Annotated in this window: 16 protein-coding genes and 1 riboswitch; of the genes, 13 read left to right on the top strand and 3 right to left on the bottom strand. The window is 38.3% G+C overall.

The annotated features are described in order from the left end of the window. Positions 1 to 206 precede the first annotated feature (206 nt). On the bottom strand, positions 207 to 1,382 hold the full coding sequence (locus BN1066_RS04125) for an MFS transporter (RefSeq protein ID WP_077318230.1): 1,176 nt from the start codon (positions 1,380 to 1,382) through the stop codon (positions 207 to 209). Between the two features lie 644 nt (positions 1,383 to 2,026). Next, entirely contained in the window at positions 2,027 to 2,554 is a 528-nt protein-coding gene (gene msrA, locus BN1066_RS04120) for a peptide-methionine (S)-S-oxide reductase MsrA (protein WP_077318229.1), read from the bottom strand. Between the two features lie 490 nt (positions 2,555 to 3,044). Between msrA and BN1066_RS04115 the strand changes: the two genes are divergently transcribed. Continuing rightward, on the top strand, positions 3,045 to 3,719 hold the full coding sequence (locus BN1066_RS04115; RefSeq protein ID WP_077318228.1) for an MOSC domain-containing protein: 675 nt from the start codon (positions 3,045 to 3,047) through the stop codon (positions 3,717 to 3,719). Between the two features lie 360 nt (positions 3,720 to 4,079). Here BN1066_RS04115 and BN1066_RS04105 read toward each other — a convergent pair whose 3' ends face one another. Next, positions 4,080 to 4,514, bottom strand: coding sequence for an Hsp20/alpha crystallin family protein (locus tag BN1066_RS04105; RefSeq protein WP_077318226.1), 435 nt, complete (start codon positions 4,512 to 4,514; stop codon positions 4,080 to 4,082). A gap of 496 nt (positions 4,515 to 5,010) precedes the next feature. On the opposite strand from BN1066_RS04105, the gene BN1066_RS04100 reads away from it, so the two are divergent. The 12 genes from BN1066_RS04100 to purH all read left to right on the top strand — a co-directional run bounded on the left by BN1066_RS04100 (position 5,011) and on the right by purH (position 17,929). Next, entirely contained in the window at positions 5,011 to 5,628 is a 618-nt protein-coding gene (locus BN1066_RS04100) for a DUF2179 domain-containing protein (protein ID WP_077318225.1), read from the top strand. Between the two features lie 156 nt (positions 5,629 to 5,784). After that, a riboswitch (purine riboswitch) is annotated at positions 5,785 to 5,885 on the top strand. A 298-nt stretch (positions 5,886 to 6,183) separates the two neighbouring features. Next, entirely contained in the window at positions 6,184 to 6,675 is a 492-nt protein-coding gene (purE, locus tag BN1066_RS04095) for a 5-(carboxyamino)imidazole ribonucleotide mutase (protein WP_179104322.1), read from the top strand. Continuing rightward, positions 6,662 to 7,789 (top strand): 5-(carboxyamino)imidazole ribonucleotide synthase, encoded by a 1,128-nt coding sequence (gene purK, locus BN1066_RS04090; RefSeq protein ID WP_077318223.1) that lies wholly within the window; start codon positions 6,662 to 6,664, stop codon positions 7,787 to 7,789. The genes purE and purK overlap by 14 nt, the downstream gene beginning before the upstream one ends. Next, on the top strand, positions 7,789 to 9,084 hold the full coding sequence (gene purB / locus BN1066_RS04085) for an adenylosuccinate lyase (protein ID WP_077318222.1): 1,296 nt from the start codon (positions 7,789 to 7,791) through the stop codon (positions 9,082 to 9,084). The genes purK and purB overlap by 1 nt, the downstream gene beginning before the upstream one ends. A gap of 11 nt (positions 9,085 to 9,095) precedes the next feature. Beyond that, positions 9,096 to 9,809 (top strand): phosphoribosylaminoimidazolesuccinocarboxamide synthase, encoded by a 714-nt coding sequence (gene purC, locus BN1066_RS04080; RefSeq protein ID WP_077318221.1) that lies wholly within the window; start codon positions 9,096 to 9,098, stop codon positions 9,807 to 9,809. Beyond that, entirely contained in the window at positions 9,806 to 10,057 is a 252-nt protein-coding gene (gene purS / locus BN1066_RS04075; RefSeq protein ID WP_077318220.1) for a phosphoribosylformylglycinamidine synthase subunit PurS, read from the top strand. Before purC ends, purS begins: the two co-directional genes overlap by 4 nt. Then, a complete protein-coding gene (purQ, locus tag BN1066_RS04070; RefSeq protein ID WP_077318219.1) occupies positions 10,054 to 10,737 on the top strand; it encodes a phosphoribosylformylglycinamidine synthase subunit PurQ in 684 nt (227 codons plus the stop codon). The genes purS and purQ overlap by 4 nt, the downstream gene beginning before the upstream one ends. After that, entirely contained in the window at positions 10,721 to 12,949 is a 2,229-nt protein-coding gene (gene purL / locus BN1066_RS04065) for a phosphoribosylformylglycinamidine synthase subunit PurL (RefSeq protein ID WP_077318218.1), read from the top strand. The genes purQ and purL overlap by 17 nt, the downstream gene beginning before the upstream one ends. Next, positions 12,925 to 14,334, top strand: coding sequence for an amidophosphoribosyltransferase (gene purF, locus BN1066_RS04060; protein WP_077318217.1), 1,410 nt, complete (start codon positions 12,925 to 12,927; stop codon positions 14,332 to 14,334). Before purL ends, purF begins: the two co-directional genes overlap by 25 nt. A gap of 471 nt (positions 14,335 to 14,805) precedes the next feature. Continuing rightward, positions 14,806 to 15,822 (top strand): phosphoribosylformylglycinamidine cyclo-ligase, encoded by a 1,017-nt coding sequence (gene purM, locus BN1066_RS04055; protein WP_077318216.1) that lies wholly within the window; start codon positions 14,806 to 14,808, stop codon positions 15,820 to 15,822. Continuing rightward, positions 15,819 to 16,391 (top strand): phosphoribosylglycinamide formyltransferase, encoded by a 573-nt coding sequence (gene purN, locus BN1066_RS04050; RefSeq protein WP_143695730.1) that lies wholly within the window; start codon positions 15,819 to 15,821, stop codon positions 16,389 to 16,391. The genes purM and purN overlap by 4 nt, the downstream gene beginning before the upstream one ends. A 2-nt stretch (positions 16,392 to 16,393) precedes the next feature. Next, complete coding sequence (gene purH, locus BN1066_RS04045; protein WP_077318215.1) at positions 16,394 to 17,929, top strand: bifunctional phosphoribosylaminoimidazolecarboxamide formyltransferase/IMP cyclohydrolase; 1,536 nt, start codon at positions 16,394 to 16,396, stop codon at positions 17,927 to 17,929. Positions 17,930 to 18,023 lie beyond the last annotated feature (94 nt).

Here is an 18,023-nt window from a genome sequence, read left to right as displayed (position 1 = left end):
GATTTAACAATATCTTTTGCTTGAAATTCGATATTGGTTTGAAAAAAAGTTAGCCGGTACTTACCTATTTGCTAATAAAATCAGAGGTCAGGTAATTCCTAATTGTGATTTTCTAGAAAAAGTATTGTAAAATCAAATGCTCCCGCACCAATTGATGCGGGAGTCTATTGTTGAAAACGTTCAATTTGACATAATGCTTGAGCAAATTATTTATCTTTGGCATGTACATATGTTTCTTTACCATATGGTAATAGGTGATAAATGGTAATTAATATGGTTCCAACAAGAGCGATGCCTCCCATAACAAAATATAATGTTCCGCCTCCATACGAATCAATCAATGCACCTCCTAATAATGAGCCAATGATCCCTGAGACTCCGAAAAAAGTGGCAAAAAAGACAAGATGTCCGGTTGATTGTAAAAGCTTAGGTATCAGTCGAGAAATATAGTTGAAAGAAGCTAGATAGAATGTACCGAATGTTAAGCCATGTAAAAATTGCATGCTAATAATGTGCCATGGACTAGTTGCTGAACCATAGATAAACCAGCGAATACTATATAGAATTCCAGCAACAATGACAAATACGAGTGGATGATATTTTCTAAACCAATACCCAGCGGTTGCAAATACAATGGCTTCTGTAACGACTCCAACAAACCAGGCAACTCCGACCAGCCCTTCACTTCCGCCTAATTGTTCGACGTAGAGACCAATAAAGCTATCATTTGCTCGGTGTGTAACACTTAGAAACATAATAAAAAATAAAAAGATAACAAACGGTTTGCTTTTAATAATTGCATTCACATCTTTTAGTTGGATAGGATCAGATGCGACCTCGACATCTGTTAGCTTAAAGCTAACAATGAAGGCAAGAAATCCAAACACTAAATATGGAATAATCATATATTGAATTCCCGCTCTTGTGAGCACTTCACCGATTACAAGTGATGATGTTGCAAAACCGATTGATCCCCATAGTCGAATGGTACCAAATGAAACACCTAAATCATGCGCTCGCCGCTGTGCTAAACTATCGCCTAAAGCACCGATTGGTGTTACAAAAAAATAGAACACAGCACCGACAATCAGAATTGGCAGTAGCGTATTCATTTGGAAAAATAGGATACTTAATAGAAGTAGTCCAATCAGACAAACTTGGATAACTCGTTTTACGGTCTTATATTTATCACTCATATACCCCCAAAACGGCTGTGCTATAATAGAAGCAAGTGGACCGACTGCAAGTACATAACCAATTTCCGTTCCATTAAGTCCCTTATACTTTAAGTATAAAGGTAAATAACTAAGGATAATCGTATTTGTAGCATGAAAGGCAAATAATAGCATTTTTAAAGGTATTAACGATTGCTGTTTAGACAAAATTCTCTCTCCTGACTTAATAGTATGCTAAAAAACTAGATGCTCGGTTAGAAAGGACAACTTACGGGACAAAAACCAGGGATATTATTAATAATTCATATAGAAGCTGTTTAAGAAGTGAGTCCGTTAGTATAAACATATCTCGATACGGAAAAGAGATTCCCCGTAAGTAACAATTTGAAGTTTTGCATCTTGCTTTATTTTCTCGCAAAGTCATAGCTTGTTAAGCTTTATCTTTCTATTACCTAAAAATAAATATGTAGTCTAGCAATAAGATGAATCGTTTCTATAGTGGATATACTTGCATAGAAAAAAAGATAAGAATGGTATTCATGATAGTAACTTTCCCTTGTAAAGGCTCAATTGTAATTAGAAAGAGCAGAGTCTTAAAAGCTTCATTGGCCCAATAGCAGCAATCTGTAAATGCTGCTATGAATAAGTTTTCGGATAAGCTAGAAGTAATAATTATGCTGGTTTACTATCCCTAATCCATTAATGAAATTTCAAACTTTTTATTTCATTCGTAGCGGGTTTTTAAATGAACGCGTACAACATTCTAGTTTAAAGGTGAAAGCTAGTCAAATTTTCTGCATGATTCTAGCGATGTCATAGGAAATACTTTGTCTGCCATAACTATGTTGAGGTTAACGATGTTTCCATACGTTTTCAATAAATTCATCTCTTCCCGATTTGGCACGATCTGCTTTATATGCAGCTTCATGCTTTCGATAATAATTCTGATGATCGTCTTCTGCAGGATAAAAGGTTGTGGCAGGTAAGATTTTCGTTACTATTGGTTTGGTGAATTTTCCGCTCTGTTCCAGTGTTTGCTTAGAGACTTCTGCCAATTCCTTTTGATGTTCATTATGATAGAAAATGGCTGTTCGATAGGAAGATCCTCGATCATGGAATTGTCCGCCATCGTCTGTTGGATCAATTTGTTTCCAGAAAACATCTAAAATGGTTTGATATGTAATAATTTCAGGATCATAGGTTATTTCTACCGCTTCATAATGTCCGGTTGTTCCTGTTTTTACAGTTTCATAGGTAGGGTTTTTTAAACTTCCACCTGTGTAGCCGGAAATAACACGTTTAACCCCGTCCCATTGGTCAAACGGTTTTACCATACACCAAAAGCAGCCGCCTGCAAAAGTTGCTAGTTGTTTCGTCATCGTATATCCTCCTTATAAAGGGTATGCTGCAAAAAGAAGTAAAAAAAGGCTATTATTTTAAACAATCTTGAAAAATGCAATGTGTCAGTGTCTATTCTTTCTTTTTTTTAAAAAAAATACTTCTACGTGCGATGCGTCGCTATCGATGTTTTTCTTGTCCTTGAAAAAGAAAAGCGCTTTTTCTGCGTGGGATGTGTCGCTGCCGAAGTTTTTCTTGTCCTGTTGTCTTAAATGAATCGGGTGTTAGGTGTAGTTATCCTTCGCTCAAATTCTTTTCAAACTGGTAAATTGAGAAAGATTACTACGGGTAAACTTCTGCTCGTTTCGTCTTAACTTCAGCATTAAAATCTATCTATTCTAATGTACAATAAACGTTAAATCATTTTTGTAGACCTTTTTGAACATCCCTTTATAATAAATCTATATTTTCAGCACTTCTTTTTAATAGAATAAAGATACTATATCATATTTTTATAGGCAGGTGATAGTAATGGAGGAGCCATATATTTATAAACTTTTTCTACATAAAGTAAAAGGAAATACGGAGTCAGCTAGTGAAAAGAAGGAATGGGTCACTGAGGAAGTAGAGGAGAGCATTTGGTTAGCAGCAAATGGTTTAATTGGAGATGAAAAAGAACAACCAAAATTGGATCAAGCCTTGTTTGCTTATCCATTTAAACATTATTACTCTTGGGTAGAAGAAATGCAATTTGCTTCCATCCCATCAGGATATGTAGGGGAAAATTTATCCGTATTAGAGATGGATGAGTATTCTGTTTTTATAGGTGATACATACCGAGTTGGTGATGCTGTTATTCAAGTAACCCAGCCATATTTGCCAACATGGAAGCTGGCTCAGAGGTTTCAGGTTGAAGACTTTGCGCTTCGTATGCAACGATCAGGGCGAACAGGATGGCATTTTCGAGTAATTGAGGAGGGAGAGATTCGAGCAGACCAAGATATAAAACTACTTGATCGTCCATATTCGCAATGGTCAATCGCAGCATGTAATGAAATCATGCATATCCTTAAAGAGGATTTACGATTAGCAGATGATTTATTGCAATGTCCAGTACTTGGGAAAACATGGAAGCATTTGTTAACGAAACGGCTGCGTGGAATTCCTTTACAAACAAAAAAACGATTATTTGGACCAAATATATAATAAAAGACAATAATTTTATAACACCATGATCAAAAAGCCGCGCTACTATCAAGCGCGGCTTTTTGATTTTACCTGGGAAAATGATTCCATTTCGCGTAGTGGATATATGGAATCGCCGTTTAGTTGAAACATACAAGGCGCTAGTAAACCGAACGTTCCAAGTTTTTGTTATCTATTTCTATCCTGTATGTAAGGTGCCGTAAGACTGCCACTTCAAGAGCCTGAGTTGGTACAAAGGGGTCTAAGTGGGAGAAAACGGCACCTAAATACCCAATTCGTTTAAGGGCCTTTAGGTCATACCCTGTGGTACTAACATTCAGTAGGAGATGGAAGAAAACTCCTACTGAATGAAGTTTCACTTTATTTTTCCTCCAAGACACGGACATTAATTCTATTTTTTCGATTTGATTCCGAAATAAGCCGGTGCAGTTGAATATAGACGAGCCCATTTTTATAGGTGGCGTTTATTTTATCCGCACGGACTGGGAATGGGAGAGGAATCTTTCGTTCAAATACACCATGCAGTATTTCTTCTTTTACGACAACACCATGTGAGTTGTCCATATTAATGGTTCCTTTTAATTCTAAGGTGGAATAGTCAACATAAATATCGAGCTTATCGAGATCCTCTAACCCTGGAATATTAACAATACAGAATAGTTCGTGATCGGTTTGATAAAGATTAATTTGTGGAATCGTAGGTTTAATGAGACCTTCAAATTCATTCCAAAAGCTATCGCCGAAAAAATAATCCAGGTTCTTTTTCCAATCGCCCATTTGTTGAAATGGATTCATATTATCACCTCATTTTAACTAAAATAGAAGAGTCCATTTTCTTCTATAGCTTATGCCCAGATCGCTTGAATGTGCCATGAAGTTAACGGACGGACAATACAAATAGCAGTGGAAAAATTTGTCTATTGGGTATGTGATTTCACTTTATTCTACATCTAACGTGTGCCGTAAGAATCTCCTTCAAAAGTTGTAAAAATACGAAGAAGTCTCAGTGGCAGGTAAGGACACCTAAATGTGAAAGTAACTTATGTATATACAGATAATAAGGAGGAGATATTCAATTGTTTTTGAAGATAAAAACAAGCGATATGTTTAGACAGAAGTAAATTCATCTGACAAAATTTAAGCTAAAACACTGATGAGGTAATTATCTGTCAAAGGAGCATGCTTCCCGTTTTTATGTAATTTTTGGATATGCAAAAGAATGATTAAAAAAATATTTCATATGATTAAAAAATGAGGTATTCTTAAACAATAGAGATAAGGAGGGTTTCGTTTGTTAAGTAATGCATTCGTAATGGTTGCCATTATATTAGTAATTAATATTGTTTATGTATCATTATCTACAGTTCGGATGATTTTGACTCTGAAGGGCCGACGTTATATTGCTGCAATGGTCAGTATGTTTGAAATCGTTATTTATGTACTAGGTCTTGGGCTTGTATTGGATAATCTAAACGAAATTCAAAATTTAATCGCTTATGCGATCGGTTTCGGAATCGGTGTTATTTGTGGCTCCATCATTGAAGAAAAATTAGCCTTGGGATATATAACTGTCAATGTTATTTCAACGAATCCAGATATCGCCTTTACTAGAAAATTACGTGATAAGGGCTATGGTGTGACAAGTTGGTATGCATATGGCATGGAAGGTGACCGTCTGTCGATGCAAATTTTAACTCCTCGAAAATATGAACTTCGTCTCTATGAAACAATTAAACAAATTGATCCAAAGGCTTTTATAATTGCCTATGAACCAAAGCATATCCATGGTGGATTTTGGGTCAAGCAAGTACGTAAAGGACGTTTAATGAATCCAAAGAAACAAGCAGAAGAACAGACCAAAAAACAACAGGCAACGATGAATGGAACTGAAAAACATAACGATTCATAAATTAATTTAAAAAGAGCGCCATTACATTCGAAAATTTGCTATAATAGATTATAAATTTGGTTAAACATAAGTAAAAACCGAACGTTATTTAGAGTAAATTAAATAATGTTCGTTATTCCTGTTGACAGAAATGAATTATATTGTTATTCTAAAATCGACAACTACAAATCGGTTCCTCATATATACCTGAGAATATGGCTCAGAAGTCTCTACCCGGCACCGTAAATGACCGGACTATGAGGGAAGTAGAATCGTTTGCATTGCGATCTGTTGGACTATACCCAAAACAGGTCTATTCTCTTCTCTCATTTTATATGAGGGGGGTAAGATAGATCTGTTTTTTGTTTTTACTTCTAACAGACAAAATTGATTTGCTAGCTTTTACGGACTTTTTTATACCATAGGAAAGTATAAAACTTTAGGCTTTATATAGTATAAGAAAAACTACAGCTTTTGCTAAAGACGTGGAGACAAGCCAAGTTTTTCTAAATATCCTCTTCATAGTGCAAGAGGCATGATATAATCTCTCAAATATATTAAAAAGTTAAGGTGGTTATAGAAATGATTGGAGTTATCATGGGCAGTATTTCTGATTGGAAAACGATGAAGCATGCTTGTGATGTACTGGATGAATTACAGCTACCTTATGAAAAAGAAATTATCTCCGCTCATCGTACACCGGATGATATGTTTGATTATGCAAAAACAGCTAGAAAGCGGGGAATAAAAGTTATTATAGCAGGGGCTGGCGGGGCAGCACACTTACCGGGGATGGTTGCTTCCCAAACAACGATACCAGTAATTGGCGTGCCTGTTGAAAGTAAATCATTACAAGGACTGGATTCACTGTTATCGATTGTGCAGATGCCTGGTGGAGTTCCCACGGCTACAGTTGCTATCGGAAATGCAGGAGCGAAAAATGCTGGGATTTTAGCTGGACAAATAATTGGTACATTTGAAGAAAAAGTTGCAGAGCGGCTAGAAAATTATCGTAAGCAAATGAAAGCTAAGGTAACAGAAATGAGGGAAGAGCTTGCAAAAAAATAACACTATTTTACCTGGAAAAACAATTGGCATTATTGGTGGCGGACAATTAGGTCGCATGATGGCACTTGCGGCTAAATATATGGGATATCGTGTTCGTGTTCTTGATCCGACAGAAGATTGTCCAACAAGTCAAGTGGCTGACTCTCAAATTATTGCAGATTATGATGATATGGATGCGATTAAACAATTAACGGAACAAGCTGATGTGATCACCTATGAGTTTGAAAATGTAGATTTACGAGCTGCAGCGTATATCGAAAAGCAAGGTAAACTACCCCAAGGTGCTTATCCATTAGAAATTACGCAAAATCGGGAAAAAGAAAAAACGATATTGAAAAATCTTGACTTACCGGTTCCAATGTTTGCCATTGTAACGAATGGATCAGAATGTAAGAAAGCATTAGCTGACTTTTCATTGCCTGCTGTAATAAAAACGTGTCGAGGCGGATACGATGGCAAAGGTCAGTTAAAGATAGAAACAAATAGTGATATAACGGCTGCGATCGAATTTGCCGACAAACACAAACATTGTATTGTAGAAGAATGGATTTCATTTGATAAAGAAATTTCCGTTATTTTTACCCGTTCGCAGGGGGGGAAGATCACATTTTTCCCAATTGCGGAAAATGAGCATAAGGGTCATATTTTATTCCAAACAACCGTACCTGCAGCAATTAGCAAAACCATAGAAAAGCATGCACTTGAAGCAGTAGAGAAACTAGCTCATTATATGGACATTGTTGGAACATTTGCTGTAGAATTATTCGTTCAAGATGACAGGATATACATAAATGAAATGGCCCCACGCCCACATAATTCTGGACATTATACGATTGAGGCTTGTACGATTTCACAATTTGCACAGCATATCCGTGCTATTTGTGGGATACCATTGATGGAGGTGCTCCTGCTTCAACCCGCTGTCATGATAAACATTTTAGGTGAAGATTTGCCAAGAGTGCTTCGGGCTATTCCAAAGACTTCGACAGGCTTTATTCACTTATATGGAAAAGCCGAAGCGACAACAAAACGGAAAATGGGACATATTACATTCACTAGTTCTTCAATAGAACAGGTACAAAAACAAATTCAAACATTCTGGGAGGCCGAATAATGATTGAACGCTATACGAGAGAAGAAATGGGTGTCATTTGGCAAGAGGAAAATAAATATAAAGCCTGGCTTGAAGTTGAGCTTCTAGCTTGCGAAGCGTGGAGTGAGTTGGGAATCATTCCAAAAGAAGATATGAAAAAGCTTAGAGCCAATGCTTCATTTGATATGAAACGAATTTATGAAATCGAACAAGAAACGAGACATGATGTAGTTGCTTTTACGCGTGCAGTATCAGAAACATTGGGTGATGAGAAGAAATGGGTACATTACGGTTTAACGTCAACGGACGTAGTGGATACGGCTCTTTCTTATTTAATCAAACAAGCGAATACAATTATTCGTAAGGATCTGCAACGTTTTATCGAGATTTTAAAAAACAAGGCAATCGAGCATAAACATACCGTGATGATGGGGAGAACGCATGGTGTCCATGCTGAGCCAACAACATTCGGCTTAAAGCTGGCACTATGGTATGAAGAAATGAAGCGGAACTTACAACGCTTTGAAGCTGCTGCCGATCAAATCGAATATGGTAAATTATCCGGTGCGGTAGGTACGTATGCTAATATTGATCCATATGTAGAGCAATATGTATGTGAAAAACTTGGACTCTCTCCGGCACCAGTATCCACACAGACATTGCAAAGAGATCGTCATGCAGCCTATATAGCAACATTGGCTTTAATTGCGACTTCAATTGAAAAATTTGCAACTGAGATTCGTGGTTTACAAAAAACCGAAACGCGTGAAGTCGAGGAGTATTTTGCAAAAGGACAAAAGGGATCTTCAGCAATGCCGCATAAACGGAATCCGATCGGTTCAGAAAATATGACTGGTATGGCAAGGGTATTGCGCGGTTATGTTACGACAGCTTATGAAAATGTTGCTTTATGGCATGAACGTGATATTTCACATTCTTCCGCAGAGCGAATTATTTTGCCTGATGCAACGATAGCCATTAATTATATGTTACATCGCTTTAGTAATATTGTAAAAAATTTAACCGTGTTTCCGGAAAACATGAAGCGTAATATTGATAAAACACATGGCGTTATCTTTTCTCAACGCGTCTTACTGGCATTAATTGATAAAGGGATGACTCGTGAGACAGCTTATGATATGGTTCAGCCAAAAGCAATGGAAGCATGGGAAACAGGCATCCACTTTAAACAATTAGTGGAAGCGGATGAAAAAATTACTGCTCACTTATCTAAGCAAGAAATCGCCGATTGTTTTGATTACACGTATCACTTGAAAAATGTCGATGTAATTTTTCAAAGAATTGGATTAGAGTGAGGTGAAGATCCGTGGAACGCACGTTATTGTATGAAGGTAAGGCAAAAAAAGTGTATCAGGTAAACGACAGAACAAGGGAAATCATTTTATCCTATAAAAATGATGCAACTGCCTTTAACGGCGAAAAAAAATCAGTTTTTCCCGGCAAAGGTCGTCTAAATAACGAAATTTCTTCCCTGATTTTTACCAAGCTCCGGGAAAAAGGGATCAAGTCACATTTTATTAAACAATTAAATAAGACAGAACAGCTTGTCTATCAAACTGAAATTATCCCATTAGAAGTTGTTGTTCGTAATGTTGCTGCTGGCAGCATTACGAAGCGGCTGGGTATGAAAGAAAGAACACCGTTTAACCCACCGATTGTAGAGTTGTTTTATAAGAATGACGATCTCAAAGATCCATTGATTAATGATGAGCATGCGATATTATTAACGAATATTTCGCTAAATGAATTAAAGGAAATCAAGGAAAAAGCTCTCGAAATAAACGAGACACTAAGCGAAATTTTTCAGAGAATTGGGATAAAACTAGTAGACTTTAAAGTTGAATTCGGTCGCTTGGCAGATGGGTGGATTGTCTTAGCTGATGAAATATCACCTGATACATGCCGACTTTGGGATGTGGAAACGATGGAAAAGCTGGATAAAGATGTTTTTCGCCAAGGAACAGGCGATTTAATTGAAGTTTATGAGGAGATTTTAAACCGACTGGAGGAGCAAAAATGAAAAGAGTAATGGTGCATATTACATTAAAACCAGGTGTACTTGATCCACAAGGGAAGGCGATTGAAGATTCATTACATTCTTTAGGCTATGCTGAAGTGGAAGAAGCTCGTGTTGGAAAAGTCATCGAATTACATGTGCAGGATGGACCTGAATTGGAGGCTCGTGTTACAGAAATGTGCAAGAAACTGCTGGCAAATCCTGTGATTGAAAATTATCAAATCGTAGTGGAGGAGGCTGTTCAATCGTGAGATTTGCTGTCATTACATTTCCTGGTTCTAATTGTGATTATGATATGTACTATGCGGTGAAAGAAGTCTTAGGGGAAGAAGCAGAGCTTATTTGGTATGAAAATAGCAATCTAGAAAGCTATGATGCTATTTTACTTCCTGGTGGCTTTTCTTATGGAGATTATTTACGAACTGGAGCTGTAGCAGCAACCTCTCAAGTAATGAAGCAAATTAAACAGCATGCAGCCAAAGGAAAGCCGGTATTGGGTGTCTGTAATGGCTTTCAAATATTGACAGAAGCAGGACTGCTTCCGGGAGCATTACTCCGTAATCAGCAGCTTTCATTTATTTGTCGAGAACAGAACGTTGTTGTGAAAAATAATCAAACTATTTTTACAGATGGATTTCGTGAGGGGGAAATTATTCAGCTGCCAATTGCACATGGGGAAGGAAATTATTATTGTGATGAGACAATATTGCAATCATTACAGGAAAATAAGCAGATTGTGTTTACGTATCAAGATAATCCAAATGGATCTGTAGCAAATATAGCGGGAATTGTGAATCAACAAGGTAATGTACTTGGGATGATGCCACATCCGGAGCGAGCTGTAGAACAGATAATAGGCAGTAAGGACGGATTACGTTTATTGAAGTCATTGGTTCATAATTGGAGGGAATCATATGTTACAAACGCATGAAGTTAGTCCAGAACAAATAGAGAAAGAAGCGCTTTATCGGGAAATGGGATTAAGTGATGAAGAGTACAAAGTGATAAAAACAATTTTACAGCGACAACCAAATTTTACGGAAACAGGTATATTTTCTGTGATGTGGTCTGAACATTGTAGTTATAAATCATCCAAGCCGTTACTGAAAAGGTTTCCAACAAAAGCACCTCATGTATTGCAAGGGCCGGGTGAAGGTGCCGGAATTATTGATATTGGTGATGAGCAGGCAGTTGTTTTTAAAATAGAAAGCCATAACCACCCATCTGCTGTAGAACCGTATCAGGGAGCAGCGACTGGAGTGGGCGGTATTATTCGTGATGTTTTTTCCATGGGTGCACGCCCAATCGCATTATTAAATTCATTGAGGTTCGGAAAGCTTTCCAATGATCGGGTGAAATATTTGTTCACGGGTGTCGTAGACGGTATTGCAGGCTATGGCAATTGTGTAGGTGTTCCTACAGTAGGTGGAGAAGTGCAGTTTGATGATAGCTATGAAGATAATCCACTTGTTAATGCAATGTGCGTGGGATTAATCCATCATGAGGATATTCAGAAAGGAATTGCAGCAGGAATCGGTAATACAGTCATTTATGCAGGGGCTGCAACTGGTCGTGATGGAATTCACGGGGCAACATTTGCTTCTGATGATCTAGCAGATGATGTGCTAAAGGATCGTCCAGCAGTTCAAGTCGGCGATCCATTTATAGAAAAGTTATTAATTGAAGCGTGTTTAGAAGTGATAAAGTCAGATGCTGTAGTAGGTATGCAAGATATGGGAGCAGCTGGGCTAACCTCTTCAGCCAGTGAAATGGCAAGTAAAGCAGGAACTGGGGTGGAGTTGAATTTAGACCATGTTCCGCAACGGGAGCAGCATATGTCAGCATATGAAATGATGCTTTCAGAATCACAGGAGCGGATGCTGCTTGTTGTTAAAAAGGGTCGTGAACAAGAAATTATCGAAGTATTTCAAAAATACGGACTAGAGGCAATGGCGATTGGCAGAGTTATTGAAGAAAAGATATTTCGCATTTTTCATCTTAATAAGCAGGTAGCTGATATTCCTGTGGACGCACTTGCTGAGGAGGCACCAGTCTACGATTTACCGGCTAAAGAGCCTTCCTATTTTAGGGAATTTCAGCAAATGGGAAATAAGCCATTGATGGTTGACGATCACGCAGATGTTATCAAGCAGCTATTACAACAACCAACGATTGCTTCCAAGGAATGGGTTTATCATCAGTATGACTTTATGGTGCAAACGAATACAGTAGTAGGTCCTGGTTCAGATGCAGCTGTGATTCGTATTAAAGGAACGGATAAAGCATTGGCAATGACGACGGATTGTAATTCCCGCTATATTTATTTAGATCCGGAGACTGGCGGAAAAATTGCTGTAGCAGAGGCAGCTAGAAATATTATTTGCTCTGGTGCAAAACCACTTGGGTTAACAGATGGTTTAAACTTTGGAAATCCGAATAACCCGGAAGTCTTTTGGCAGATGGAAAAAAGCGTTGAAGGGATGACAAAAGCATGTGAAGCGCTTTCTACACCAGTGATTAGCGGTAATGTCTCGCTTTACAACCAATCCGGAGGAAAAGCAATTTTCCCTACACCAATCGTCGGTATGGTAGGTCTTCATGAGTCGACCAGCCACATCACACCGAACTATTTCCAGGCAGCTGGAGATACGATTTATATCATTGGCAAAACGGATAGTTCATTTGGTGGAAGCGAACTACAGTATCTCCTTCTCGGAAAATATGAAGGAGCTGCACCAACTATTGATCTCCATGTCGAAAAAACAAGACAAGACCAGTTATTGCATGCAATTAAACAAGGTGTAGTTACATCAGCACATGACGTATCAGAAGGTGGTCTGGCAGTTGCTGTAGCTGAGTGCTTATTTGCAAATAAACAGTTAGGAGCAACTGTAGAACTAAGTGGAGAACCAACTGCCGCCTTATTTAGTGAAACACAGTCCAGGTTTATTGTGACAGTAAACGAAGCAAACAAAAAACGCTTTGAGCAACTCGTCGATGATGCTATTGAAATAGGTAAGGTAACAAGTGATGAAGTGTTATTGATTACGGTAAATGGCAAACAGATTGTATCTGAGGAGGTATCCCCATTAAAGTCAATATGGAAAGGAGCCATTCCATGTTTGCTGAAGACAAAGGCATAAACGAAGAATGTGGTGTATTTGGCATTTGGGGACATGAAAAAGCAGCTGAATTGACGTATTATGGGCTACACTCGATGCAACACCGTGGTCAGGAAGGCGCCGGAGTTGTTGTAAGCGATGGAAAGCAATTAAAAGATCATAAAGGTTTAGGGCTAGTCAACGATGTTTTTAAGGATGCTAATTTTCAAGCGTTAAAAGGAAACGTAGCGATTGGTCATGTACGTTACTCTACACAAGGCGCTAAAACACTTGAAAATGTACAGCCGCTATTATTTCGTTCGCAAACAGGGAGCATGGCGCTCGCCCATAATGGCAACCTGATGAATGCTTATAAATTACGGGGGAAGCTCGAACAAGAGGGGAGCATTTTACAAACAACATCAGATACAGAAGTACTCGCTCACCTTATTAAACGGGGAGGAAATAGCGTAACGGAAACAACGATTGCTCAAGCACTTAATCAAATTGTTGGAGCTTATGCCTATTTGATCTTAACAGAGGATCGAATGTACATTGCCCTTGATCCTCGAGGCATTCGCCCATTATCAATTGGCAGACTCGGAAGGGCATATGTATTTGCATCAGAAACATGTGCCTTTGGACAAATTGGTGCAGTGTTTGAACGAGAAGTATTGCCCGGGGAATTAATTACCATTAGTGAAGCTGGATTAACTTCTACACGGTTTGCTATTCGTGAGCAACGGAAAATGTGTGCGATGGAATATGTATATTTATCTCGTCCGGATAGTGATGTAAATCTTGTTAATGTCCATGCTTCCCGTAAACGAATGGGAAAAGAATTAGCAAAAGAGGCCCCGGCAAATGCAGACATTGTAGTGGGTGTCCCAGATTCAAGCACTTCGGCAGCAATTGGTTATGCAGAGGAAAGCGATCTACCTTATGAGATGGGGATTATTAAAAATCGTTATGTAGGAAGAACATTTATTCAGCCTTCCCAAGAGTTAAGGGAGCAAGGGGTGAAAATGAAGCTTTCGCCGGTAAAAAGCATTATTGAAGGAAAGCGTGTGGTTATGATTGATGATTCCATTGTCCGAGGAACAACAAGCAAACGAATTGTGCAAATGCTAAAAGCGGCAGGAGCGAAGGAAGTGCATGTTCGAATAGCATCCCCAGCGATTCAACATCCTTGCTATTATGGAATTGATATGTCAACACGAGAGGAATTGATCGCAGCCAATTATTCCATCCAAGAAATAAGTGACATGATTGGAGCAGATAGTTTAGCTTATTTATCCGAAGCAGGAATGGAAAAAGCGATTTTAAAAGATAAAACAATTCATCAAGGAATTTGTACAGCCTGTATGAATGGAAACTATCCTGTACAACTGGAAGGAAAAAAGAAATTTGCCTTTATTCCGCATTAACACTAAATGAATATATATAAGTGTGTGAGTTTAATTTTGAATGGAAAAACTCGATAAGAGACAGAAAAATATTATTTCAGAGAGGACCAATTTGTTCTTAGAGAGGATCAAAGTGTTTCACTTTATCTCGCATGAAGGTGCCGTACAATCCAATCGATAACACTAGTATGATCAAGAAGTCTAGTGTTAGCTGACGGCACTTAAACGCTAAATTGGTTCAACTAAAGAAGTGGATAAAATGCACTCCACAAAATGAAGTTTTATCCCGCATGTAAGGTGCCGTAAGACTCCCACTTCAAGAGCCTTGAGTTGATACAAAAGGTCTAAGTGGGAGAAAACGGCACCTAAATGCCCGATTCGTTCAAGGGCCTTTAGGTCATACCCTTGTGGTACTAACATTCAGTAGGAGATGGAAGAAAACTCCTACTGAATGAAGATTCATTTTATTTATAGACAGGAGAAGTGGCAAACGTGACTGAACTTTATAAACAAGCGGGTGTAGATGTAGAGCGTGGTTATCAAACTATTGAGCGAATGAAAAAGCATATTCAGCGAACCTCCAGAAAAGAAGTTATCGGTGGAATCGGATCATTTGCTGGCTTGTTTGATCTATCCACATTTACGTATAAGGAGCCAGTATTAGTATCTGGAACAGATGGAGTCGGTACGAAACTCAAGCTTGCTTTTACATTGAATAAACATGATACTGTTGGCATTGATTTAGTAGCTATGTGCGTCAATGATATTGTTGCCCAAGGTGCAAAGCCGTTATTTTTTCTTGATTATATTGCCTGTGGGAAGAACGACCCGGACCAGATTGAACAGATTGTTGCAGGTATTGCAGCAGGTTGTGTTCAAGCAAAGGCAGCTTTAATTGGTGGAGAAACAGCAGAAATGCCAGGAATGTATAGCGAAGGTGAATATGATTTAGCCGGTTTTACTGTTGGCATTGCTGAAAAAGAACACTTAATTACCGGTAAAACCATTACAGCAGGTGATGTATTACTTGGACTCCCATCGAGTGGAATTCATTCAAACGGTTATTCACTTGTTCGTAAAGTAATAGCTGATCTCAGCTTGGATCAATCATATGGATTAAAGAAATCACTTGGCGAAACATTGCTTACTCCGACAAAAATATATGCCAAAGCCGTACAACAAGTAATTGAAAAAGGTTTTACGAAAGGAATTTCGCATATTACAGGCGGCGGTTTTTATGAGAATTTGCCACGAATGCTTCCTTCCCATCTAGGAGTGGAAATCGATACGACATCATGGGAAGTACCAGAAATTTTTCCGTTTTTACAGAAACAAGGATCGATTTCTACAAATGAAATGTACGGTGTATTCAACATGGGGATCGGTCTAGTACTAGTTGTTACCAAGGATCATGTGAATGAAGTGAAAGAAATAATCGAGAAACAGGGAGAAACAGTACGGACAATTGGTATGGTGACAGATCATAAAGGAGTGCATCTTCACTCATGAAAGCATCAATAAAAGTGTGTGTATTTGCATCTGGTACGGGAAGTAATTTTCAGGCGATCATGGAAACTGAATCGTTGGCTTGTGAAATAGTTCTCTTAGTTTGTGATCGCCCGGGGGCTCTGGTTATTGACAAAGCAAAACAAAAACAAATTCCTGTACATGTATTTGATCCAACATCCTATCCGTCCAAGCAGGCATATGAAGAAGAGTTAATTACTGTACTTAGGGAAAGAGAAGTTACATGGATTTTCTTGGCTGGTTATATGCGCATTATTGGTGCTCATTTGCTTCAGGCGTATCATGGGAGAATTGTTAATATTCATCCTTCACTGTTGCCGAAGTTCCCCGGAAAAGATGCAATTGAAAAAGCGTATCGAGCGAAAGTAAACAAAACAGGAGTAACGGTCCATTATATTGATGAAGGTATCGACACAGGACCAATTATCGCTCAGCAAGAAGTAAAAATTTACCCAACGGACTCGCTAAAAACACTTACAAACCGCATTCAAAAGGTAGAACATCAATTATATCCGAAAGTTATTAATCAACTTATACAGAATGAGGGATAATTATGAAAAGACGTGCATTAATGAGTGTATCTAATAAACAAGGGATAACGGAATTTGCTAAAGGATTAATTGAAAACGATTATGAAATCATTTCAACAGGAGGAACGCTGAAAGCATTACAGCAGCAAGGAATATCCGTTATCCCAGTAAACGAAGTAACCGGTTTTCCAGAAATTTTAGATGGACGGGTAAAAACATTGCACCCTTTTATCCATGGGGGATTACTGGCTAAGCGGGAAAACGAGCTTCATCGTCAAGAACTGGATAAATACAACATTACGCCAATTGATATGGTGGTTGTTAATCTTTATCCATTTAAAGAGACATTAAACAAACAGACTGCAAGTAAAGAGGACATCATTGAAAATATAGATATTGGCGGCCCATCTATGCTTCGTGCAGCAGCCAAAAACTATCAATCTGTAACCGTAATTGTTGATCCTAATGATTATGAAGATGTGCTTCAAGGCGTAAAGGGTGGAGAAGTGACTTTGGAAAAACGGCAGCAGTTAGCAGCAAAAGTATTTCAACATACCGCTAGTTATGATGCATTAATTACCCAATATTTTACAAAAGGGATCGGTGAAGCTTTTCCGAAAAGCTATACCATGACATATGAAAAAGTACAAACACTTCGCTATGGTGAAAATCCGCATCAAGCTGCTGCTTTTTACCAACAGCCAATTAGCGAGGCAGGAAGTCTTGCTAGTAGTAAACAATTACATGGCAAAGAACTTTCTTATAACAATATTCAAGATGCGAATGCAGCTTTAGAAATTTTAGCAGAATACGATGAGCCTGCTGCTGTTGCAGTGAAACATATGAATCCATGTGGAATTGGAGTAGCAGATAATTTATCAAATGCCTTTCAACAAGCATATGAAGCTGATTCCACCTCTATTTTTGGCGGGATTGTTGCTTGTAATCAAGTGATTGATGAAGCAACAGCAGAAAAAATGAGTAACATCTTTTTAGAAATTGTCATCGCTCCTGGTTTTACAGAAGAAGCGTTAGAAATATTAACGAAAAAGAAAAACATCCGTCTGTTAGAACTGGAAGTTAGAGCAGAAAAACCAGCTTTAGAACATAAATATACATCCGTTAAAGGCGGAATGCTCATTCAAACCATCGATAATAAACGGATTACTGCCAGTGATTTGCACGTGGTGACAAACCGTAAACCATCTGAGGATGAAGTCAACCAGCTAATATTTGCTTGGAAAGCAGTTAAGCATGTGAAGTCGAATGCCATTGTACTAGCAAAGGATAATCGTACGGTTGGTATTGGTGCTGGACAAATGAATCGAATTGGTGCTGCTAAGATTGCCATTGAGCAAGCGGCTGAACAGGCAGCAGGAGCAGTAATGGCTTCTGATGCATTTTTCCCAATGCCAGATACGGTAGAAGCTGCTGCAAAAGCAGGCATTACAGCAATTATTCAGCCGGGTGGCTCTAAACGTGACCAAGATTCGGTTGATGTCTGTAACGAACATGGAATTGCTATGGTTTATACAAGCATTCGTCATTTTAAACATTAAAGAGAATGTTCTAAAAGTCTGGTAAATGATGTACCAAAATTCCTGCACTTGCTTTGTCTCTGAAGTAAACTAGTTCGATTGCAAAAAGGATAAA

The organism is Virgibacillus proomii (assembly GCF_900162615.1).
Classification (GTDB): domain Bacteria; phylum Bacillota; class Bacilli; order Bacillales; family Amphibacillaceae; genus Virgibacillus; species Virgibacillus proomii.
Note: the sequence above shows the minus strand (reverse complement) of the source record. Positions and strands in the feature narration are given on the sequence as shown.

Excerpts from the sequence above, each read along its gene's own strand:
- purN (WP_143695730.1), top strand. The coding sequence starts at position 15,819 with ATGAAAGCATCAATAAAAGTGTGTGTATTTGCATCTGGTACGGGAAGT.
- BN1066_RS04115 (WP_077318228.1), top strand. The coding sequence starts at position 3,045 with ATGGAGGAGCCATATATTTATAAACTTTTTCTACATAAAGTAAAAGGA.
- purH (WP_077318215.1), top strand. The coding sequence starts at position 16,394 with ATGAAAAGACGTGCATTAATGAGTGTATCTAATAAACAAGGGATAACG.
- purS (WP_077318220.1), top strand. The coding sequence starts at position 9,806 with ATGAAAAGAGTAATGGTGCATATTACATTAAAACCAGGTGTACTTGAT.
- BN1066_RS04105 (WP_077318226.1), bottom strand. The coding sequence starts at position 4,514 with ATGAATCCATTTCAACAAATGGGCGATTGGAAAAAGAACCTGGATTAT.
- purL (WP_077318218.1), top strand. The coding sequence starts at position 10,721 with ATGTTACAAACGCATGAAGTTAGTCCAGAACAAATAGAGAAAGAAGCG.
- purB (WP_077318222.1), top strand. The coding sequence starts at position 7,789 with ATGATTGAACGCTATACGAGAGAAGAAATGGGTGTCATTTGGCAAGAG.
- msrA (WP_077318229.1), bottom strand. The coding sequence starts at position 2,554 with ATGACGAAACAACTAGCAACTTTTGCAGGCGGCTGCTTTTGGTGTATG.
- purF (WP_077318217.1), top strand. The coding sequence starts at position 12,925 with ATGTTTGCTGAAGACAAAGGCATAAACGAAGAATGTGGTGTATTTGGC.